Below are 22,153 nucleotides of genomic sequence, written 5' to 3' on the forward strand. Positions count from 1 at the left end.
CCTCAAACCAGGGCCTTGAGCCCATCATTCGCAATGGCGAAGAGTTTGGCGGCCTGCTGTGCCTCTGTAAGGTTTAGCTCAGTCGCATTGGCTCTCGCCTTCTGTAAGGACAGCCACGTAGCGCCAAGTTTGGGTGTGTCAATTGCCCGTTCCGCCATCCAGTCCATGACCGTGTCCGCAAAGGCAGCCAGAGAACTGGCATCACGCCCCGCGGTTTCGAGCGCCCCAGCGACCAGCGTCGGGTTGGGTTTTGGGAAAGTCTGGACCAAAGCGCGGGCAGCGCTCGCGGCGGCCCCGCCCCCGGTTGAGGCAAGCTCTAGCCCATAGCCAGGGCGGCCATGGGCGAGTTGTTGGGCGAGATCATCGCCCTGCCCGATGAGACCATAAACGTCTTTGACTTGCTGCTTGCTCAGACGGGATAGATTGAGCGTCTGGCAGCGCGAGCGAATGGTTGGCAAGAGCGGTTCGCGGCCATGATAGATCAGGAAGAGGATGGCATTCTCTGGCGGTTCCTCAAGGGTTTTGAGGATCGCATTGGTGCCGGATCGGTTTGCCTCATCAATCGCGTCAATGACCCCGACGCGCCAGCCTGATAGTGCCGGACGGAGCGCGAAGAAAGCGTTCAACTCACGGAGCTGATCAACGGAAATATCCTGCTTCAGTTTGCCCCGATCATTCAGCTCGCGCTTAACCCATTTCAGGTCTGGATGGCTGCCTGACAGGACTTTCTGCATCACAGGATCTGTGTCTGAGGCGGAGGGACTCTCAGCCCCAAGCATCATCGCGGCGAGTCTTTGAACGAAACGGGCTTTGCCAATCCCGGACGGCCCGCCAATCAGCCAACCATGATGCAAACGCCCAGAGTCGCGCGCAGCAAGGAAGCGGTCTTCCTGGACCTCATGGCCGATCAGGGGCAGCGCAGCACTCATGGCAGACCTATACGCGTATCAATCGCCTGCAGGCCGGACGCCACAACAGCTTCAGGCGAGACGAGTGCATCAATCACGGCGCAGCGCTCAGGCTCTGCCTCGGCGATAGCGAGGAAGCCATCACGAACCGCGTTATGGAAACCAAGATCACGGGCTTCAAACACATCACTTACCCCGCGTAGGGATCGGCGCTCCTGTAGCCTTTCGGGGTCACCATCAAGGATGAGGGTAATATCAGGTCTGGTTTCACCAACAATCTGCGCTTCCAGCGCTTTCAGAAAACGCTCGCTAACACCATCAATGCCCTGATAAACGCGCGTCGAATCGGCGAACCGATCACTGATCACCCAGCGCCCGGCCCGCAAGGCTGGGCGGATTTGACGATCAAGATGGTCCTGACGCGCGGCATTCATGAGCAAAGCATGGGCCAGCGGACTCCAGCCTTCGTTTTCGTGCTTGGAGAGCGCCAGTTCCCGCACCTGTTCCGCCAGTGGTGTACCACCCGGCTCGCGCGTGGTCAGAACGGCGATCCCGCGTTCCCGGAAGGCCTGCGTCAGCCCCGCGATAAGGGTCGACTTGCCTGTGCCCTCCCCGCCTTCAATGGTTATGAAGCGCCCCTGTAAGTCCACTTACTGACCACCTTCCATCATTCGACTGAGGCCCTCAATCGCGCGGCCCATGAAATCAAGCCGCTTAACACTTTCCATGGCAAGGAGCGGCACTTCAATCGGCTCACGCCCATCAAGGGTCACGCGCAAGGTCGCAACTTCGTCGCCAGCGGTAATCGGTGCTTCAAGCGGGCCCTGATAGATGATTTCTGACTGCCCTTGGGCAAAGGCCCGCTTATGAGCTATGACACTCAAGGGTTCCGCCATACGCACGCCAACAGTGCGTTGCGCGCCCATCCACACATCGAGATCGGCAAGACGTTTGTCAGGGTTAGTGACGGCCCGACTCTCAAACGCGGTAAAGGCAAGCCGCATAAGGCGCTCAGCCTCTCGCGCCCGATCAGCCCGCGACTCCAGACCGTTGATCACAAGAATGCGCCGCTCCCCATCCCGGACCGCAGACGCGGTCAGACCAAAGCCCGACACGCTGAGATGTCCGGTTTTAAGCCCGTCCGCGCCCTGCATGCGACCAAGCAGTGGATTGCGGTTCTGCTGAGTGATGCCATTCCAGGTCATCTCAGGCTCAGCATAATAGCTATAGTAGGCGGGGTATTTCGAGATTTCACGCTGGGCCAGACGTGCGAGGTCGGCGGCTGAAATACGATGGCCTTCGGCGTCGAGACCGCTGGCATTCTTGAAACTTGCCGAAGTCAGACCCATCGACTGAGCCAACGCGGTCATTTCGCGGGCGAAGGCTTCCTCAGAGCCTGACAGACCTTCCGCAAGAACAATACAGGCGTCATTACCAGACAGGACGATCACGCCGCGCAGGAGGTCTTCCACGCTGACCTGCTCGCCAATCTTCAGGCCCATGGTTGAACCACCTGTCGCCCAGCCGCCCTTGCGCCAAGCATTCTCACTGACCGTGAATGTGTCATCCAGCGTAATCTCACCACGCTCCAGCCGATCAAACACGACGTGCGCCGTCATCATCTTGGTCATCGAAGCCGGGATCATCGGCTCCTCGCCATTCTTTGAATAAAGGATCTCGCCGGTTTCAAAATCCATGATCACGGCATACTCAGCCGGCGTATCCAGAATTTGCGTCGTTGCCACTGGCACGAGACCACCAAAGGCCAGACAAAGACCAAGAAAACGCAGGAAACGCATAGAGACCTCCAGAAACAATAACGGCCCTCTTCCTAGTCTGGAAAAAGGGCCGCTTTGCGACAAAGGTCAATGTGACAGCAGGTAAATCCTAGCGCACGACGATGAAGCCGTCGGCAATCCCCGCACGCGACATCTGGTCTCTTTGGCGTTCGGCTTCGGCACGGCTGTTAAACGGTCCAACCATAACACGGAAATAGTCAGAGCCCCTTACCCGTGCAGGCTCAATTTCAACTGGCAGACCGCGGCTCAGAGAGCGGTTCAGGTCTTCTGCATTGCCAATGTCGGCAAACGAGCCAACCTGAACAAAGATATTGCCGTTACCAAACTGAGCTGGTGGCGGTGTCATCACATCGATTGGATCAGGAACACCCAGATTCGGCTCCTGATAAGCCACTGGCTCCGCTACTGGTAGGCGTGGCGGGCTCATGTCCTCAGCAACGACTGTTTTCGAAGCAGCTGTCTGCTGAACCGGCAGGACCGGTGCCGGGCCAAGGTAACGCAGGGTCACTTCAGCAGCACCGCCTTCAGCAATGCCGAGCATATCCGCCGCCCGTTTTGACAGGTCGATAATGCGGCCCGGCTCGAATGGACCGCGATCATTCACACGAATGACAATCTCACGCCCGGTGGCTTCATTCACTACCTGCACAAGGCTTGGCAAAGGTAATGTGCGGTGTGCCCCGGAAAGCGCTGTATCGTCATAGATCTCGCCATTGGCGGTTGGTTCACCATTAAAGATAGCATCATAGACAGACGCGACGCCTTTCTGCTCAGACAGGGTCGCGCCTTTGGTGGCTGAGACTTTGGAGAGGCTTAGCGGCTGGCCTGTCGCAGTGGCAACTTCAGGGCCTTGCGCGGTAATCCGCAGCGGGGCTGTATCCTGATTTCTCTGTTGAGCCTCAACAGCTTTAGCAGCGGCGCGCGCATCAAACCCACCGGTCGTGATCGCCGGGTCGCGGGTAATCGTTGCTGGTGGAGTTACAGCAGCGTACTGGCGCGCGTCTGTGGCAGAGATTGCAGATGTGGCAGACGAAAAAGCGATTGGCGCATCAGCGGCGCCGGCAAGACGGGCGCCCCCTGCCCCATAATATGTATTTGGTTGATCAGGATAGCGGAATTCGATTCGCCGTTTGCGCGGATCAGCAGTCTGTGCCGCTGCTGTATTCTGCTGGGCGTACTGTACCGGTTGAGACGGGGTAGTAGCAGGCGCGCTATAAGCAGCGGGCGGATTTGCTTCGGCATAAACAATCTGGGCACCATTTTGGGCATGTGCGCCAAGAATCGAAAAAATAAGGGCTGTCCCTGTCATCAGAGTGAGCCGTGAAACACTACCGTGCAATTCTGCCATCTGTCCGTCCTTTTTCTAAGGCCATGAACCGATCATAGACCAGTCCACTTTGGAGGGCTTTCAGCGCTCCCATGGCGTCTGTTTACCATGTGAACCTGCATTTATGATGAATACAGCCCGGCATCTTCGCACAAACCGTTTGGGCTTGGTTAACCATAAAACAGGCAATTTCAGGGCAAGGCTTGCATTCCTCTGCAACCTGTAACAAAGAGAGCCTCGCTGCGGAGGAGTGGCAGAGCGGTTGAATGCGGCGGTCTTGAAAACCGTTGAGCTGGCGACAGTTCCGGGGGTTCGAATCCCTCCTCCTCCGCCATCACAAATAAATACTCAATTATTACAGATACTTACCGGTTTCAAAAGAGGCCAATAAGCTCTCTACCACTTATCCTACCACTTTTCAGTGGCGGAGAAGTCTCCGCCAAACCTTTTAGTGACTGATAGCACAGAGAACTTCTTCGCCGGCCACGCTTGTCCGCGGCCGCATCTTCTTAAAAGCAGATGGAGTGGATGGCTCCTGCTCCCGGCGTCGCAATGCGCCATAATACGCAGTCACCATCAGAGTGCTGCAAGTTAAGAGGAGCCATCCACATGTATGTTACCACAATCGGTATCGATCTGGCCAAGACGATTTTTCAAGTTCATGGCGTGACTGCAGACGGAGGCGTTGCCTTCAATCGTTCGCTTCGCCGTCACCAGGTCTTGCCGTTTCTGGCAAAGCTAGAGCCGTGTCTGATCGGCATGGAGGCGTGCGGCACAAGCCATCATTGGGCACGCGAGATCAGCAAGCTTGGCCATCAGGTGAAGCTGATGCCGCCAGCCTATGTGAAGCCCTATGTCAAACGCGGAAAGACGGACGCGGCAGACGCTGAAGCGATCTGCGAGGCGGTTACCCGGCCAACGATGCGGTTCGTGGCCATCAAGTCTCCGGAGCAGCAGGCTCTACTCAGCCAACATCGTGCGCGTCAGCTGCTGATCGGACAGCGCACTCAGCTCTCAAACATGATCCGCGGCCTGATCGGCGAGTTTGGATATGTTGTTCGCAAAGGGCTGAACCATATCCGGGATTTTGCGATAGACCTTCAGGCGGGCAATGGTCCAGAACTGCCGCCTGCCGCGCAAACGGTCATCCTGTCTTTGTGCCAGCAACTGTTACTTCTGCATGCACGGATCAAAGATCTGGAGGCGGAGATCTTCGCGGCGTCGCGCGCTGACAAGCGAGTCATACTGCTGGAGACTATTCCGGGCATCGGACCCGTTACTGCGTCAGCGATCGTTGCGACCGTTGGGTCACCGCATCAATTCAAATCCGGACGTGAGTTTGCCGCGTGGCTGGGGCTCACCCCGCTCAATCGATCGAGCGGCGGAAAGGAACGTCTCGGGCGCATCTCCAAAATGGGTGATCGGTATCTCCGCGCCTTGCTGGTTGCTGGCATGACATCGCGTGTCCGTGCCGCTCGCGCACGGCCGGATCGGGTTGATCCCTGGCTCGTCTCTCTGTTGGAACGCAAGCCTGTTCGCCTCGCCACGGTCGCAATGGCGAACAAGGCGGCACGGATCATCTGGGCTGTGCTGACACGCAGTGAACCCTATCGCGCCCCTGTTACCGCTTAGGAGAGAAAGACAAGCAAGTTTGCAAGGACGATGAGAAGTGATGGCAATCCGGGTCAGACCGGGGATCAGGCAAACCCGCCTAATGTCGAGGACATCAAATGTCCGCAAAGCAGAATGGGACCAGGTCCGCGGAAACCATCAAGGCCAGAGGCAAGACCGCCTCATCAACAGGCCGGACACAAGACTGTACCTGACCACGCTCGCCGAAACTTCAAAAAGCCCTTGCATCGCAGGAGCCATCCACACAAGACATTAGAATCGCGTTTTCACGTAGCCACTTGCAAAAAAGAGAAACGCTCCAAGTTGAGATTGGAAAACATCATCAGTGTCTCACTGTGAATCTGCCAAATAAAACCTGAACACTTTGTAAAACGCCCCTAGGCGCCTATGTTGAGCCAATAGAACTCGAATTCATTCACTGCACTGTCAAAGTCGCGTCGGTGTGCGAGATACTCCGGTGATAGTTGGACCTTGGCAAATCCATCGGCGGTTTCCCATTCGATAAAAGTGATCTGTCCAGGAGCCGCTTCGTCAGCGTCAAAAGTCTGAGCAAAAGGATCGTGCATCTCGTAGACGAACCGCCCGCCAGCGCGCTTTACGGCTGGTTCTATTCCTTCCAAATAACTTGTGTAGTCTGAGCGATCTTTGGGATCGAGCCAAGCGATCCAAGCCGTGTAGTGTTTGCCTGGATCGAAGGTCAGCTTCAGGTCTTCGGTCAGTGCGGAGTCGTAAATCTTCATTTCGTGCCACGCGTCACGGCGCAGGTCCTTAAATGCGGGAAACTGCGGAGCGCTTCGGTAAGCCTGAGTGGCGGCGATGTCGGGCCACGAGAAAAATGCAAATACGCTCGGGTCGTATTCGCTGCGAACCTTGTCTCGAATATTTAGCAGGCCTTCGTTCTTGTATCCAAGGCTCTCTGCAATCGGGAATGCGTTTTGATAATAGGATTGTCGGGCATCGCGGCCTTCTGGTCGCTCCTCTGGCACAACGATCTGAAGGACTTGCCCCTTCTTTAGATCGAGTGTCCATCCTTGCGGCTTCTTTTGATCTGCACCATCTACTTCGATTGCTGGCGGCGCGGCCACACAGGCTGCTGCGCTGACGATACAAGCAAAGATGGCGACAAAAACACTCTTGCGGTGTCCAAACTGGAGCATAGCTTTTCCTCGATAGGTGCTGATCTATTTTTGCACCATAGAGATATGAAACGCCTCTTTGGTGGCTAGATTTTGCAAATCATTGGTGCAAAAATGTTCCAATGAAGGATTGGGATGACTATCGATTAATCCTGGCGTTAGCTCGTACAGGCACCTTGCGCATGGCGGCGCACGCGCTTGGCATGACGCACACAACAGTTTCGCGTCGATTGTCTATTATCGAAGATGCACGTGGCGCACTTTTCGAAAGGCAACCCGGTGGTTATCGTCCAACACCGCTCGGCGATGCATTGATTGACGTAGCAGGCAGGATGGAGAGTCTGACACAAGCCGGTGCCCGCTATGAACAAGCGGTCGAACAAGATCTGGTTGGCGTCGTAACCCTGTCATTGCCTGAACCGGTTGCGCAATATCTCTTACTCGAAGATCTGTTCAAACTCGCAGAGGCGTTTCCGAAAATTGAACTCAGGGTCAATACCAGCGTCCGCTTTGTGGATCTGGATCGGCTTGAGGCGGACGTCGTGGTCCGGGGAACGCAACACCCACCAGAACATCTTGTTGGTCGCCGACTGTATCCAACTCATATTACCTACTACGGTAATCGAGACTATTTGGCATCAACGCCGCCCGACCAACTGCGGTGGATCGCGCCTAGTTCAGCCGGAATGCGCCCGGACTGGCTCGAGATGTCGCCATATCCAAATGCGCCCGTTGCGCTGCTGAGCGATGATATCGTTGCGCGGCACCATGCCTTGGTAAGGGGACTGGGTCTCGCGCGCGGTGCCTGCTTCATGGCTGACCCTGAACCTGATCTTATCCGTCTAACGAATGAGGCCCCTATACCTCAGCAGGATTTCTGGGTTCTCACTCACCCGGATCTTCGCCACACACCGCGCGTGCGTGCCGTCATGGACTTCATGGTTCGTGCGATGAAAGAGAAAGAGGACCTGGTCAGAGGACACAAACCTCAACGCAAGTAATACCTCAGTAAAAGTATCCCTTTGCACCTTAGCTTCTTCTCCTAGGTGTTGAGCGCCATTGTTATGCCGTGCAGTGGCTGCGAGAACGCTATGAGAGGCAATTGAAACCGCTTCCTATCCGCCTATTTGACACGGTTAAAGATCGCAGGCCTGCCGATCACCAAAACCTTAGGGAGACACAGAATGACTACACTTTTGGGCAAGACTATGCGCACGCAACTATTATCGACTTGCGCCGCGCTTGTGCTGGCATCACCGGTCGCATTTGCGCAAGCGCAAACAGGTGAAGTTACAAGCCCTGCCCTGGCGGAGAACCCATTCTTTCAGGATTGGACCGCTCCTTATAGCGCGCCGCCATTTGAGCAGATTGAAGCCAGTCATTTCATTCCTGCCTTTGAACGCGCAATGGCTCTGCACACGGCCGAGATCGAGGCCATTACAGACAATTCTGAGCCGGCCTCCTTTGCAAATACGATTGTTGCCCTGGAACTTGCTGGCGGTGATTTGCAGCGCATCCAGCGGACCTTCTTTACGCTGGCTTCGTCGGCGACAAATGATGACATTCGCGCCATTCAGAGTGAGATGTCGCCGCGGCTGGCCGCGCACAATAGCGCCATAGCGCTGAACGAAGCCTTGTTCGCCCGTATTGATGCCCTTTACCGCTCATCTGATACGCTTGGCCTGAACGCTGAACAGGCTCGCGTCCTAGAACGCACACATACCGGCTTTGTCAGGGCTGGGGCCAAGCTCGAAGGTGCGGACCGTGCGCGTCTCGCAGAAATTACCGAGCAGTTGGCCTCACGTTACACCGCCTTCAGCCAGAATGTACAAAAGAGCGCTGAGTCGTACACGCTCGTGCTGGAGAGTGATGCGGATAAAGCAGGGCTGCCAGAGTCCGTTTTGAGCGCTGCTGCTCAGGCGGCGACTGACCGCGATATGGACGGGCAGCATGTCATCACCCTCGCCCGCTCGTCTTTTGAGCCGTTCATGACCTTCTCAACGCGCCGGGACCTCCGCGAGCAGGCCTTCAATGCCTGGACCAATCGCGGCGATAATGACGATGATTTTGATAATGAAGAGAATATTCGCCAAATCCTGCTGTTGCGCTTGGAGCGTGCCAATCTGCTAGGCTTTGAAAACTTCGCAGCCTTCCGGACCGCGAATACGATGGCGGGAACACCTGAAGCGGCTCACGAGTTGCTGAGCGAAGTGTGGGAAGGTGCCCGCGCAAAAGCCCAACAAGAAGAACAGGAAATCCGCGACATCATGGCCGATATGGACGCTGACCATACGCTCGCGCCGTGGGATTGGTGGTATTATGCGGAGAAAGCGCGCGTTGCGAACTATGCGCTCGATGAAGATGCGGTGAAGGCACACCTTTCCCTCGATAATGTGCTCGATGCCCAGTTTGCCGTTGCTCAGCGCCTGTTCGGTGTGTCTTTCAGTGAACGTGATGATGTCCCTGTCTATCATCCCGATGTGCGCGTCTGGGAAATGACGTCAGCAGAGGGCGAGCCACTTGGCCTGTTCTATGGGGATTATTTTGCGCGACCCGGCAAACGCTCTGGTGCCTGGATGGGTGCACTTCGTACCCAGCACAAGCTTGATGGCTCGGTGACGCCGCTGATCACCAATGCCTGTAACTATAACAAGCCAGCGCCCGGTGAGCCGGCACTGATCTCCCTTCGTGAGGCTGAAGTCGTCTTCCATGAGTTTGGGCATGCCCTGCATGGATTGCTCTCGGATGTGACTCACCCGTCCATCTCAGGGACATCTGTAGACTTCGACTTTGTCGAGTTTCCAGCCCAAATCTATGAGCACTGGATGCGTGAACCTGCGGTGATTGAAGAGTTTGCCCTGCACTATGAGACAGGCGAGCCAATGCCTGCAGACCTGCTTTATAGTGTCCGGGCGGCCCGCAATGCCAAATCTGGCTTTGATAATGTCGAGTTTATCGCCTCAGGCTTTGTGGATCTGGCTTTCCACCGCCTGAGTGATCCGAATATCATTGCCAATCTCGACGTAAACTCGTTTGAGGACGGTGTTCTGGCTCAGGTCGGCATGCCTTACGAGATTGAGATGCGTCACCGTTCACCGCACTTCCTGCATTCGTTCGCAGGCGAGCTCTATGCGGGTGGATACTACACATACATGTGGGCTGGCGTGCTCGATAATGATGGCTATGCCGCGTTTGAAGAAGCTGGCGATCCATTCGATGAAGCCCTCGCCCGTAAACTGTATGAGAATGTCTTCTCTGCCGGGAATAGCCGCCCTGCCATGGATGCGTATATCGGCTTTCGCGGTCGCGAGCCGAGCACAGGGCCACTCTTGCGTAATCGCGGGCTGGTCGTGGACGATAAGGAGTCGTGAATTAACTCACAAGTCCTTTAGGGAAGCGCTGCGGTTAGTGAGGTCCTTGCCGCAGCGCTATTAACGAGTGACCTCGAGGCTACAGAATAGCCTGATCACACCCGTGCTCTTAACGATATAGATCGACGGGTGGCTAATGTCTGTCGCCAAGCGAGCGACTCGTCCGACCTCTTTGACTTCCCCTCAAGGGGTCCTGCGCCTTTATCATCGCCAGGCGAATACAACACTCCACTGTGATCAAATCAGGCGCCTCACCCAGAACCAGCCCAACTTCATACTGTACGCCGCAAAGCAAAAGGGCCAACGCCAAGCCTATCAAGGTGCCCGCATATTTATCCGGTCTGTGTAACAGCTTAGCGATCATCATAGCCAGGTGGTTCACAAGAAGTGCTTATCTGGCTTAACCTTCCCGCAGATATGGGAGATATTGATATGCGAATGTCGGAACATGGCCGAGCTTGGGATGATGTCCAGCGTGACTTGGTGGGCCGCGGCGGCAGGGATGCCAAGTGGCGGGATGGCAAAACCGCTGTCTATGTTTTCAATGCCGGTGAGGAGATCGCCCAAATCCAGAAGGAGGCCTACGCCGCCTATATGTCAGAGAACGGGCTGGGGCCGCTGGCGTTTCCATCGCTTAACCAGATGGAGCAGGACGTCATTTCCATGGGGCTTGGTTTGTTACATGGCCCTGAGGGCTCAACCGGGGCGATGACATCCGGAGGTACTGACTCCATCACGATGGCGATCAAGACCGCTCGCGACTATGCTCGGGCTAACGGTCGCGCGATGCAATCCGCCAATGTTGTCTTACCTTACTCAGCCCATCTTGCCTTTGATAAAGCCTGTCATCTCATGGACATCGACGTGCGTCGTATCCCAGTGCGCACAGATGGAACCTTTGAAGCTGACGCGGACGCTATGGAAGCCGCGTGCGACGCTGAGACGATCATGATGGTTGGGTCAGCCCCCAATTTCCCGCATGGCATTATTGATCCGATTGAACAGCTTGGGGAAGCGGCTGAGCGGCAGGGTGTCTGGCTGCATGTTGATGCCTGTGTTGGTGGCTATTTTGCGCCATTTGCCCGCATGAACGGGGTGCCAGTCCCGCCATTTGACTTCGAAGTGCCAGCCGTTCACTCAATGAGCGCAGACCTGCATAAGTATGGATATGCTGCGAAGGGCGCTTCGACGGTCCTGTTTCGCTCAGAAGAGTTATATCAACACATGCCATTTGATTTCTCGTGCTGGTCAGGCGCGCCGATGAAGACCCCGACCTTGGCGGGCACTCGCCCTGGTGGGGCTATCTCTGCAGCTTGGGCCATTATGAATTATCTCGGTATTGACGGGTATCGTCGCTTGCAGGGAAAGGTTTGCGATACGCGTGAACGCGTAGCAGAAGGCGTGAAGGCGCTGGGGTTTGAAGTTTTGGGCAATCCTATGCTTGGGTTGATCGCTTTCCGTCACCCCGACCACCATGCCTTTGCGATTTATGGCGAGCTTTATAAGCGCGGCTGGTTTACCTCAGCGACAAAAGAACCACCAAGCTTGCATCTTATGCTTTCACCCGAGCACGCGAATTATGTGGATGACTATCTTGAGGATTTATCTGCGAGCCTCAACGCGGTTGTCCAGGCTGCTGGCTCTGCACAGAAAGCCGACGTGCGCTACAGCTAACAACACCAAGTGGCACCTGGATAGTATCTAGCCCGTCTGCCCTTGTTCGGATCGCTTTCGAATGCGCACTAAAGCAACTCGCAATTCCTGCTGCGCGGGAGCTGTCAGACATGGCAGCAGCAAGGCAAAGTGGTGTTCGATACCGCGCTCCTGATCGGCCCAGCTAATCTCTGTCAGGCCTTCAAAGTCGCGCAGATAATCCATCCAGTACCGACTCATGACCCAGATTGACCGCGTAAGCGTTTGCAAATCCGCAACGGCATCAGCGCGGAACATGCCTTCGCCACTCATGCGTTCCATCAAGCCATACAGCTCTTCAAAGTCAGCCTTCAGGTCCACATCAGGGCTCGGAACTTTATCTATGAAATGCATGCGGTCACGCTGAAGGAAACGATTGCTCCAGGTGAGGTCCATCGCAAACAGTAAATGCGCAACATAGTCATCCGCGACCCTGCCCGGCTGCCGTGTCGTTCGGCGCTCGCGCAAGCGCTGTCGGGCTTCAGCATCAATGCGCGCAGCCAAGTCGCTTTTGGCCGGGAAGTGGTATGTGAGATTGCCTTGCGAAATGCCAATAGCCGCAGCGATTTCGCTGAGCGATGTGGCTGCATAGCCTTTGCTGTTGAAGAGGCGCCGACTGGCCTCAAGGATCTTATCCGGCGTACTGGTTCGTGTGGTCATGGTCACCCTTCTTGCACCCGCTTTCTAAAAGAGCCAGTTGACTATTTAGGTTATGAAACCTAATGATAGGTTATTCAACCTAATTGAGTTCTTTAAAATCACTCTGCAGGGGGCGCTGACATGAAATCACAGGCGAAACACATCCTGATCGTTGGGGGCGGAACATCGGGATCAGTCCTTGCGGCGCGATTGAGTGAAGATCCATCGCTACGGGTTACTCTGTTGGAAGCTGGCCCTGACGATGATGTTTATGGTTCTGGCATTCTCGATCCGACGCGGGCACCGGAAGCCTGGCTTGGCGCGCAACCTGTCGCCCTGACACCGATGATGAATGGCACCGGGGTTATCCCGATGCTTCAGGGCCGACTGATGGGAGGGACATCGGCTGTCAATGGATTAGCAACCCTGCGAGGTCTGCCCGAGGATTATGACGGCTGGGCCGCTGCTGGCCTCACTGGCTGGGGATGGGATGAGGTGATCGATACGTTTATCGCGGCTGAAACTGATGCTGATTTTGGGGCTTCACCGCTGCATGGCGACAAAGGCCCCCTACCCGTTCGCAGATGGCGCCGCGATGAGATGGGACGCGCGCAACTTGCTTTCTATGATGGACTGGTCGAGGTCGGCACGAAGACGGTTGCTGATATCAATGACCGCAGCCAGTTACCGGGTCTTGGCGTCTTCCCCGTCACGATTGATGAGACTGCGAACCGGGTCACAACCAGTCGGGCCTATCTGACACCGCAAGTCCGCAAGCGTGAGAACCTGAACATCCGTGCACAGGCGGAAGTCACCAAACTCAATATTGATGGGCATCGGGTGACCGGCGTTATCCTGACTACGGGCGAGGAAATTGAAGCCGATGAAGTCGTTCTGACGGCTGGCGCTTTATGGACCCCAAACCTGTTAATGCGTTCCGGGATTGGTCCCGCCAAGCACTTGGCTGAGCATGGCATCACCGCTCACGTTGATCTACCTGTCGGCGAGACCATGAGCGACCATATCGGTCCTGGTATCCGCTATAGACACGAAGGCCCCCGTGGGGGCAGCGCGGGACCCGCACAATCGCTCCTGATTGGCGCATCAAATGGCGTTGATATTGATTATCACGCCTTCCCGATTGCTCCGCCTCTCACCGATGGTCCGACCGAGTTTGTTATGGCAGTTTTCCTGCTCCGATCATCGGGGTTAGGAAAGGTCAAGCTGGGAGAGAATCCCGGCGATGGCCCACTCGTCATGGCGCCGCCGCTGCCTGAAGGGGCAGATCAGCGGCTGCGCCATGCGTTTGATCAAATTGCAGCCTGGGAAATGTCCAGCGCCGCAAAGGCTCTGGGGTGTGAACAGATTGACCCTATCGATCTGTCCTCGTCTGAAGCCGTGTCACAAGCCCTCGCGAACTACACGATCAGTTATGGGCATATGACCAGCACTTGCCCAATGGGCAGTGTGCTGAATGCCGACTGCCGCGTTCTCGGTATGAGTGGCCTGCGCATCGCTGACGCCTCGGTGATGCCGACCATCCCGTCCGGCAATACATATCTGGGGTGTGTCATGGTGGCCGAGCGGATTGCCCGGAAGATGAAGACCCCGGAACTCAGCCGTCCCGCTTCATTGGCGGCGCAGTAGGAGGGCATCGAGGATGACAGACACGCCTACTGATAAGCCTGCTGTAGACGTCTTCTGGTCGTTTCGCAGTCCCTATTCTTACATCGTAACGCCTGATCTCTTGCGCTTACGTGAGGATTATTCCGTGACCGTAAGACTACGGCCCGTCCTGCCAATTGCCCTGCGCGCCAAGAAGACAATCTTTGACGCAAGTGACAAGAAACGACCGCGCTATATCGTTATGGATGCGCGACGCCGTGCACAACAACTTGGTATGCCCTTTGTCTGGCCCAATCCTGACCCGGTTGTTCAGGATCGTGAGACCTTTGAAACCCCAGCAGAGCAACCGCTGATCTGGCGGCTGACTGGTTTAGGGGTCATCGCTGAGAAGCTTGGCAAAGGTATTGATTTCGCACACTCATCCGCGGCTATTATCTGGGGGGGCACACCCAATTGGGATAGCGGCGATCATCTGTCCAAGGCATGTGCAGATATCGGCCTCAACCTTGCCGAAATGGAAGCCGCGATCATTCCAAGCGAGATCAAAGCCGAAGTTGAGGCCAATCATCAAGCTCTAGAAGAGGCCGGCCACTGGGGCGTGCCGACCATGGTGTTCGAGAACGAGCCTTTCTTCGGCCAGGACCGCATAGACACCCTGCGCTGGCGCCTCAATCAGAACTGGTTGCAGAAAGTGCCGCCTTAAGCCCCCTCGCCAAGTAATTCACGACAAGTCCACAAAGGGGAAAAAGATGGATCTTCAAATCAAAGGCAAGACCGCCATTATGGCTGGCGGCAGCGCTGGCATGGGCCGCGCAACTGCTGAACGCCTCGCTGAGGCTGGCGTCAATCTTTACATTACTGCACGCCGTGAGGAACGTTTGCGCAAAGCGGCCGATGAGATCAGCGAGAAGTATGGTACGCCCGTTACACCGGTTGTCGCAGACTCATCGACCGTTGAAGGGCGCGAAGCCCTGTTCGCAGCCTGCCCGGACCCGGATATTCTGGCCATCACGATAAAACCGCCCGCACCGAACGGAGATTTCCTGAAAGTCACACCGGAAATGTGGCGGGAGTCGATTGAGACCACACTGATCGGTCCGATTGAAATTATGCGGCACTATATTCCAACGATGACGGCCAAGGGCTGGGGGCGGATCGTCAATATCGCGACCTTCTCTGCCAAGAACCCAATGATCTGGCGACTGATGTCCGGGCCTGCGCGCTCTGCTTTGATCAATTACACGGCGAGTGTCTCACGAGAGATCGCCAAGCATGGGGTCAATATCAACAACCTGTTGCCCGGCATGTTCCAGACCGAAGGTGCGAATGAGATCATGAAGGACTATGCGGCAGCATTCGGGCTTGAACCAGTGCCCGAAGTCGTTCGACCGCACTTCCTGGCAAACAATCACATTCCTGCAGGCTTTGTTGGCGATGCCGATGATCTTGCCCCTCTGGCTGCCTTCCTGTGTAGTTCCCTGTCGCGCTTCATTGTCGGTCAGAACATCGTAATCGATGGCGGCCAGCACGCATCCTTGTTCTAGGAAAACTCTAGCAAGATCGGAGGGCATATGGCTGACAATCGCTATAAGCTTCATGGGCTGAAACTGTCTTACTTTACCGGAAAGCTGGAAGCCTACTTTCAAGTCAAAGGCGTGCCCTTTGACTTTGTGCCCATGGATCGCGCGGACTTTCGACGTTGCGCAGAGGCGACCGGGATCGCGCAAATGCCTCAGGTTCAGGCCCCGAATGGAACCTGGCTGACAGATACAACGGCCATCATCACGCACTTTGAGAAGACTTTCGAAGGCCCTGCCCTGTCACCAGAAACACCGATAGCGAAATTCTTCAGCCTGTTACTCGAAGACCTGTTTGATGAATGGTTATGGCGCCCGGCGCTCTATTATCGCTGGGCGTTCAAGGATGATATGCGCCTGATGAGCAGTCAGGCCGCAAAAACCATGCTGCGCGATGTGAAAGCCCCGCTTCGCTTGCGCCAGCATTTCATCAAGGTACGGCAAAAGCGGGTTTATCTTGCCGCAGACGGCGTGACGCGTGAGACTGCACCAGCGATTGAGCAGCTTTACCTCGATACACTCGCGGCATTGGAGCCTGTTTTCAGTCAACAGCCCTTCCTGATGGGAGAGCGTCCTTGTGAAGCTGACTTCGGTCTGTTTGGTCCCTTCTTTCGGCATTTCTCACATGACCCAACACCTGCGGGCATCATGCGTGAACGCGCGCCCAAGACTTTTCTATGGACCGCGCGCCTCTGGGCAACCCGTCCATCCGATCTGGAGAACAAAGCTGCGATCACAGACGTCGACTCCACCCTTGATCCACTTATTGCCATGGCTGGTAATGACTATTTGCCGTATCTGCAGGCAAACGCCGCTGCCTATGCAAATTCAGAAAAGCAGGTGCAGTATCGTCAAGGTGGCGTTGAGTGGTCTGTCCCAACATCTCCCTATCGAGTCTACTGCTTGAACCAACTTAAAACAGCATATACGGAGCTTAAAACTGAAGCACGTAAGACGATATCTAGGCGGATCGGCACTAGTGGAGAAGCCATTCTCATGGGCGAGAGGATACCGCTCTTTCAGAATGCGCCTACAACAGCCGGAAAGCCTACCGACCGATTATGGAAAAATAGCGTAATACCAATCGATCACTAGCGGCGCATATTCGCGCTTGTCTACAGACTTTCATACTGGACTCTGGCAGCATTAGCTTCATTGCAGAAAGGCGTCATGACCCAACCGCGCAATCATCACTCACAATGCCAACATAACTCTGCCTGATCACCTGAACCGATTGGACTACCTGGTGGTGTCGTCAGTTTTTCTCTTTTTTGAATAGGCTCACCTGAGAAATAGCGATCAATCCTTGCGGCAAGGAAAGCAAAATGCTGTTTTTCTTTATTTGACTTAGCGGCTCTTCGCCCGGTGATCCGCTCTCGAATTTCTATGAGCTTTGCATCAATGGCTCCGGCGACTTCTGAAGACGTCGCCGGATTCACAGATACACCAATCAGGCTTTCAATGAAGCGGCTCTGGATAACCCGTGCCAAAAGCTGATGCCGGGGTTCATCTGAGCGTGAGAAGACGGTCTCATCAATCTGAGTGAGAAGACTATCGAGTGCGAAGGCATTGATCGAGCGCTGTTCGTAAGCCGCAATACGTTCCAGCCTTTCTGGTGCCAAAAGCGCATCAAGTGAAAGGTCAACAGAAATAGCTGCTGCCGCTGAGAGGTCAAAAACTGCACCTGTACGGGATGGAAACACCTCTAGCGCCTGCCCGCCACCTGCATAGCCCACATCCCCAGGCGTTAGAGAGTTGAGGAGCTTGTCGGGAAGGTCCAACTCAACTGGATCAAGGGTTCTCAACAGCGCCGATAAAGCCCGTTGCTGATCCTGTGGCGAGACTGGATTGGCCGCTATCGGTGTCTTGCCATTAACACTGTAGGAAAAATCCAAACCGCCAATGAATTTCGCCGCCGCCGCAACCTGATAACGATGATACAAATAGATCGGCACAATTACGGCATTTAGATCTGAAGTCGGACGAGCGTACGCCAAACGATCCAAGCCGAAATTCGCAAGCGCAATACGTCTGACCTCAAGTGTTTCCAATAAGGTCTCAACCGCATCCTCACCATTATCCCAAACAGAGCCATATGGATGCGCAGACCCAACAAATCGGCCATGTTGATCGGCAATAAATCGCAAGCCCTGATCAGTCACAGCTGCCACCATATCATCCAGAGCCCGATCCTCGTTCACCGTTCCAGGGAACTGTGAATAGAGCCATTTCACGGTGAAAATATCCCATGCACCGAGTCCAACACCATAAGCCTGTGAAAAATCTAAACCTCCCCCCTCTTTAGGGCGCACATAAGGGGCTGGGTAATCCATCACGGAAGCGCGATTGTTCGAGCTTGCCGCAAAATTGTGCGCAAAGCCAAGCGTATGACCGACCTCGTGGGCTGCAAGCTGACGAATGCGCGCCAAGGAAATCTCAACAGGGTCATCAGCACGGCCTGTCCCGGTTGCAGATACACCAGCAAGCCCCTCAAAAATCATCCTGTCCTGCCGCACGCGCTGCGAACCAAGGATACCATTTGCTTTCAGAATTTCGCCCGTACGCGGATCAGAGACACTGCCCCCATAGGACCAGCCTCGGGTCTGTCGATGCACCCAGTTGATGACATTGTATCGGACATCGAGTGGATGAGCATGATCAGGTAGAACTTCGACACGATAGGCATCTTCGAACCCGGCCGCTTCAAATCCTTCCGCCCACCATGATGCACCTTCGATCAGGGCAGTGCGTATGGGCTCTGGCGCTCCAGAATCAACATAGAAAACAATCGGGTTCTTGACCGGACCATAGGTTGCATCCGGATCAATGCGCTCTAAGCGGAAGCGGCGTGATAGTCTTTGAACGATCGGCTCCGCAAGATTACTGGAATAGTCATAGAAACCCATACCGATATTGGCTGTACGCTGGTCGAACTTGCGCGTCTGATAACCATCATCTGGTAACCGAACGAAAGAGTGATGCTGAATTAAGGTGATCTGACGAGCATCCGGTGCCGTAGCATAAGTCTGCGCGTTTGGCTGTGAACTGGCAAAGGTCAAATACGCATCGAACTCGACATTATCAGGAAACGCCAGCGCAGCTTTAGTGTCTGGATAGGAAAGGTCAGAAACAAGATTGTAGGAAGCAGCCCCTTCTCCGTGCGCGAGACTGTTGGCAATACCGAACTGATCACGTGTGAGAAAACCGGATAGGTCAAACAGCATTTGCCCATCCTCCTTAATAGCAACGATTTCCGTCGACCATAGGAAAGAACTCGCGAAGGATTGGGTAACAGCTAGCTGTTCAAGCGGGTTATCCGCACTTGCTCGGTAACGCCAGTTTTCCTGCTCAGCAATGATACGGTCGCCAACTTTGCGGAACCGAACAATGACCCCGCTGCTAGCGTTACCACGATCAAGCCCGATTGGATTTGAGCCCAACCCGCCGGTCAACCCTGTTGCATAGATGAAACGCATGGAAATGCCATCGGCATCAGGTTTCGGCAGCGCGGCATAGATATCCCCACCCTCATGATCAATATAAAGATCAATGAAGCCGGCTTTATGTTCATAATCGGCAATTTTATCTTGAAACGAGCTGGCCTCATCTTGCGCCAAAGCAGCGCCTAAAAAGGCGAACCCTAAAATCAGAACTGTAAGAAAAGAGCGCATCCAATCCCCCGGAGAAAAGCCTGTTAGGGACATTGCTTAGACCAGACTCAAGAACTGAGGCAAGGTCGGCAGTTCTCAGAAAGATCTTTTTTGAAGCTATATTTCTTTAAACCATTCACCCTAAGCCGCAGCTTCGGTTTGAGAGGGCTCTTCGGTCAAAAAGTTCGCAATGATCCGTCTGGTCTCGTCCATCTTTGTGACAATGAACAGGTGACCGGCATCTTCCATGACATGCAGCTGGCTATTGGGGAGCGCCATCTTGAGGATTTTGCCGTTTACGACCGGGACGATCGCGTCATTCTCGCCCATCAGGACAAGTGCTGGCATCCTCAGGAGGCGGATGAAAGGCAGGCTCGACCAGCCGAGAAAGGCCATCATCTGGTAAGCATAGCCTTTCGGATCAGGTGGCATCAGGTTTTGAACATGTCCGCCAGCGTTTTCCTCGGCCATATCCCCATAAAGTGTCGCGAAGTTTTCGCGCATATAGTTCGGGTCTGTATAGCGTCGGGCATCAACCATCTTCATCAGGGATGCAGGCCGCCCCGGCACCATGGTCATACCCGCTGTTGTCGCGCACAGGATCAGTTTACCGACCCGGTTGCGGTACTGAAACGCAAATTGCTGGGCCATGGCTCCCCCCCACGAAACGCCCATGACATCAACATCATCAATGCCATACATATCGAGAATCTGGCGGGTCCAGCGGGCCAGCATCCAGGGACGATAGGGCCAGGCAGTGACTTCACTCTCGCCAACGCCGGGGACATCAAACGTGATGACTTCCCGATGTGGGAACATATCTCCAAGCTTCAGCGCCAGCTCGATATTCGCGCCAATCCCGTTGAAAAACAGCAAGGGTCGCGTGTCGAAGTGCGGCTCCCCCGGCCAATGCGCGACACGCAGGCGAACAGGCCCAACCTCACGGAAAGAGAATTCAGGCATGCGGTCGGGTTGGGCTGATGACATTGGGATGGTCCTATAAGGCTTTCATAATCTTAGGCGGATTCGTGTACGTATTCGCCAGGCGCGTCACAGATCGGCTCAAACGCATCGCTGCCGCAAGCCTGCGGAGCAGGTTTCAATCCACCAGCACGCGCCTTGATCCAGTCCCCCCATAAGGGCCACCAGGAGGCTTTCGTTTCCTGCGCCCCAGCCGCCCATGCATCTGCGTCCAGACTAAGGTCAGGATTGGTGAAGTACTTCGCTTTCGGGTTTCCAGGCGGGTTAATTAGAGACTGAATATGACCACTGGAAGAGAGGACAAACTCAATATTCTCTGAACCCAAAAGCCGGGGTGTCCGGAAGCAGGCTTTCCAAGGCGTGATATGATCCGTCAATCCGGCGACCACAAAGGCATCGCAGGTAACTTTGGACAAGTCCGCCATATGACCTGCAACCTCCACTTCACCGGGATGATCAAATGGCTGATCCACAGCCATATCGAGATAATCCGAGTGCAACTGGGCCGGTAAGTTCGTTGTGTCATTGTTCCAGTAGAGGACGTCATACGGTGGAGGATCCTCGCCCATCAGGTAATTGTTCACCACGTAATTCCAGATGAGGTCATTCGGGCGCATCCAGGCAAACATGCGGGCCAGGTCATCACCCTTTAGGACGCCTTTTCGCTTGGAGAATTTACGGGCGATTTCGAGGCTGGATTCAGAGACGATTTCCCCGATTTCGCTATCGTCCTGACGTGGGTTGAGCACACAAACCATGAAGGTCAGCGAGTTCAGACGATCATCACCGGCCGCAGCGAGCAAGCTGGCAAAGGTCGCCGTTGTGATCCCGCCTGAACAGGCCCCTGAAACATTCAGCTTGTCAGAGCCGGTAATCCGCTTGACCACTTCGCTCGCCTTGAAGAGGGAGTCGACATAGGTTTCGAGGCCCCAATGGGCCTGTTTCTTAGTTGGGTTACGCCACGAAATGGTGAAGGTCTGCTGCTGATAGGCCAACAGGAACTGTACCATACTGGTCATCGGGGTCAGATCCATCGCGTAAAACTTGTTGATCTGCGGCGGGATGACCATGAATGGGATCTCATGCACCTCGTCAGTGAGTGGCCGGTACTGGATCAGCTCAAGTACCTCATCGCGCCAGACCACCTTCCCTTCTGAGGTCGCAAGGTTCTCTCCGACTTTAAAGGGCTTGGTATCCACCTGTGACGGCATACCGCCATTCTTGGTGATGTCAGTATAGGCATTTTTCAGGCCATTGACCAAGGACAGGCCACCAGAGTCGACGACGCGTTTCACCGCACCGGGATTACCAACCAGCGTATTTGTCGGGGCCAGTGCATCGGTGATCATATTCATGACGAACTTAGCGCGCGCATGTTCAAGCTGTGTCAGTTTGAGGTCCCCGACCCAGTCATGGAGATGTTGCTGGGTCGCGAGATAGGCCTGCATGCCGCGTTTGTAGAACGGGTTATGCGCCCAAGCCGGATCGCGGAAGCGCCGGTCCTTACGGTCCGGTTCAATTGAGGATTTGCCGAGCATGATCTCGGCATTCTCTTTGGTGATCTTACCGGCATATTTGATTGATGTGACAGGATTGGTCATCGTCGAGCGCAGCATCATGGCGACTGCGCCGAGCAATTCCTGCCTGTTTATACCGCCCAGTAAGGGGTTGAGTGCTGTCGTGTTCTCGGCCGCACTGCTGGCGATATCCTTATCGTGTTCCATCCTATCCTCCCGTCCACATTTCACGGTTTTGACCGTTGTTTTTCATTGTGGGATTTAGATTAGCGCATGAAGTTTAAGTTATTTCAACACT

At 55.0% G+C, this 22,153-nt stretch carries 17 protein-coding genes and 1 tRNA gene; 9 read left to right on the plus strand and 9 right to left on the minus strand.

The window, feature by feature from the left end; translation table 11 throughout:
• Window positions 1–2: 2 nt before the first annotated feature.
• From RYZ27_RS06840 to RYZ27_RS06855, 4 genes are all read right to left on the minus strand, one after another.
• Window positions 3–929, minus strand: coding sequence for a DNA polymerase III subunit delta' (locus tag RYZ27_RS06840; protein WP_406681646.1), 927 nt, complete (start codon window positions 927–929; stop codon window positions 3–5).
• Entirely contained in the window at window positions 926–1,558 is a 633-nt protein-coding gene (gene tmk / locus RYZ27_RS06845; RefSeq protein ID WP_406681647.1) for a dTMP kinase, read from the minus strand. The genes RYZ27_RS06840 and tmk overlap by 4 nt, the downstream gene beginning before the upstream one ends.
• Complete coding sequence (locus RYZ27_RS06850) at window positions 1,559–2,707, minus strand: D-alanyl-D-alanine carboxypeptidase family protein (RefSeq protein WP_406681648.1); 1,149 nt, start codon at window positions 2,705–2,707, stop codon at window positions 1,559–1,561.
• An 88-nt stretch (window positions 2,708–2,795) separates the two neighbouring features.
• Entirely contained in the window at window positions 2,796–4,055 is a 1,260-nt protein-coding gene (locus RYZ27_RS06855; RefSeq protein ID WP_406681649.1) for a septal ring lytic transglycosylase RlpA family protein, read from the minus strand.
• Between the two features lie 223 nt (window positions 4,056–4,278).
• Between RYZ27_RS06855 and RYZ27_RS06860 the strand changes: the two genes are divergently transcribed.
• Both RYZ27_RS06860 and RYZ27_RS06865 read left to right on the plus strand, forming a co-directional pair.
• Window positions 4,279–4,368 (plus strand) — tRNA-Ser (locus RYZ27_RS06860).
• 275 nt (window positions 4,369–4,643) lie between these two features.
• Window positions 4,644–5,666, plus strand: a complete 1,023-nt coding sequence (locus RYZ27_RS06865) for an IS110 family transposase (RefSeq protein WP_406681650.1) — start codon at window positions 4,644–4,646, stop codon at window positions 5,664–5,666.
• A 377-nt stretch (window positions 5,667–6,043) separates the two neighbouring features.
• On the opposite strand, the gene RYZ27_RS06870 is transcribed toward RYZ27_RS06865, so the two are convergent.
• Window positions 6,044–6,823 carry a DUF1330 domain-containing protein gene (locus RYZ27_RS06870; protein ID WP_406681651.1) on the minus strand — a complete coding sequence of 260 codons (780 nt, stop codon included), beginning with the start codon at window positions 6,821–6,823 and terminating at the stop codon, window positions 6,044–6,046.
• Window positions 6,824–6,924: 101 nt separating this feature from the next.
• Here RYZ27_RS06870 and RYZ27_RS06875 point away from each other — a divergent pair, with 101 nt between their 5' ends.
• The 3 genes from RYZ27_RS06875 to RYZ27_RS06885 all read left to right on the plus strand — a co-directional run bounded on the left by RYZ27_RS06875 (window position 6,925) and on the right by RYZ27_RS06885 (window position 11,847).
• The gene (locus RYZ27_RS06875; protein ID WP_406681652.1) at window positions 6,925–7,803 is read left to right on the plus strand and encodes a LysR family transcriptional regulator; all 879 of its coding nucleotides are present in this window, start codon (window positions 6,925–6,927) and stop codon (window positions 7,801–7,803) included.
• 183 nt (window positions 7,804–7,986) lie between these two features.
• On the plus strand, window positions 7,987–10,173 hold the full coding sequence (locus RYZ27_RS06880; RefSeq protein WP_406681653.1) for a M3 family metallopeptidase: 2,187 nt from the start codon (window positions 7,987–7,989) through the stop codon (window positions 10,171–10,173).
• A gap of 432 nt (window positions 10,174–10,605) precedes the next feature.
• On the plus strand, window positions 10,606–11,847 hold the full coding sequence (locus RYZ27_RS06885; RefSeq protein ID WP_406681654.1) for a pyridoxal phosphate-dependent decarboxylase family protein: 1,242 nt from the start codon (window positions 10,606–10,608) through the stop codon (window positions 11,845–11,847).
• Window positions 11,848–11,874: 27 nt separating this feature from the next.
• On the opposite strand, the gene RYZ27_RS06890 is transcribed toward RYZ27_RS06885, so the two are convergent.
• Window positions 11,875–12,525 (minus strand): TetR/AcrR family transcriptional regulator, encoded by a 651-nt coding sequence (locus RYZ27_RS06890; RefSeq protein WP_406681655.1) that lies wholly within the window; start codon window positions 12,523–12,525, stop codon window positions 11,875–11,877.
• A 120-nt stretch (window positions 12,526–12,645) separates the two neighbouring features.
• Here RYZ27_RS06890 and RYZ27_RS06895 point away from each other — a divergent pair, with 120 nt between their 5' ends.
• The 4 genes from RYZ27_RS06895 to RYZ27_RS06910 are packed head-to-tail and all read left to right on the plus strand — an operon-like array spanning window position 12,646 to window position 16,802.
• Window positions 12,646–14,151 carry a GMC family oxidoreductase gene (locus tag RYZ27_RS06895; RefSeq protein WP_406681656.1) on the plus strand — a complete coding sequence of 502 codons (1,506 nt, stop codon included), beginning with the start codon at window positions 12,646–12,648 and terminating at the stop codon, window positions 14,149–14,151.
• Window positions 14,152–14,164: 13 nt separating this feature from the next.
• Window positions 14,165–14,833 carry a 2-hydroxychromene-2-carboxylate isomerase gene (locus RYZ27_RS06900; protein WP_406681657.1) on the plus strand — a complete coding sequence of 223 codons (669 nt, stop codon included), beginning with the start codon at window positions 14,165–14,167 and terminating at the stop codon, window positions 14,831–14,833.
• 46 nt (window positions 14,834–14,879) lie between these two features.
• Window positions 14,880–15,674, plus strand: a complete 795-nt coding sequence (locus RYZ27_RS06905; protein WP_406681658.1) for an SDR family oxidoreductase — start codon at window positions 14,880–14,882, stop codon at window positions 15,672–15,674.
• 27 nt (window positions 15,675–15,701) lie between these two features.
• The gene (locus tag RYZ27_RS06910) at window positions 15,702–16,802 is read left to right on the plus strand and encodes a glutathione S-transferase family protein (RefSeq protein ID WP_406681659.1); all 1,101 of its coding nucleotides are present in this window, start codon (window positions 15,702–15,704) and stop codon (window positions 16,800–16,802) included.
• A 95-nt stretch (window positions 16,803–16,897) separates the two neighbouring features.
• Here RYZ27_RS06910 and RYZ27_RS06915 read toward each other — a convergent pair whose 3' ends face one another.
• From RYZ27_RS06915 to RYZ27_RS06925, 3 genes are all read right to left on the minus strand, one after another.
• The gene (locus RYZ27_RS06915) at window positions 16,898–19,378 is read right to left on the minus strand and encodes a zinc-dependent metalloprotease (protein ID WP_406681660.1); all 2,481 of its coding nucleotides are present in this window, start codon (window positions 19,376–19,378) and stop codon (window positions 16,898–16,900) included.
• A 120-nt stretch (window positions 19,379–19,498) separates the two neighbouring features.
• Window positions 19,499–20,344 (minus strand): alpha/beta fold hydrolase, encoded by an 846-nt coding sequence (locus RYZ27_RS06920; RefSeq protein WP_406681661.1) that lies wholly within the window; start codon window positions 20,342–20,344, stop codon window positions 19,499–19,501.
• A 29-nt stretch (window positions 20,345–20,373) separates the two neighbouring features.
• Window positions 20,374–22,062 (minus strand): alpha/beta fold hydrolase, encoded by a 1,689-nt coding sequence (locus tag RYZ27_RS06925; protein WP_406681662.1) that lies wholly within the window; start codon window positions 22,060–22,062, stop codon window positions 20,374–20,376.
• Window positions 22,063–22,153: the final 91 nt, after the last annotated feature.

Source organism: Hyphomonas sp. FCG-A18, from assembly GCF_045287255.1.
Taxonomy (GTDB): domain Bacteria; phylum Pseudomonadota; class Alphaproteobacteria; order Caulobacterales; family Hyphomonadaceae; genus Henriciella.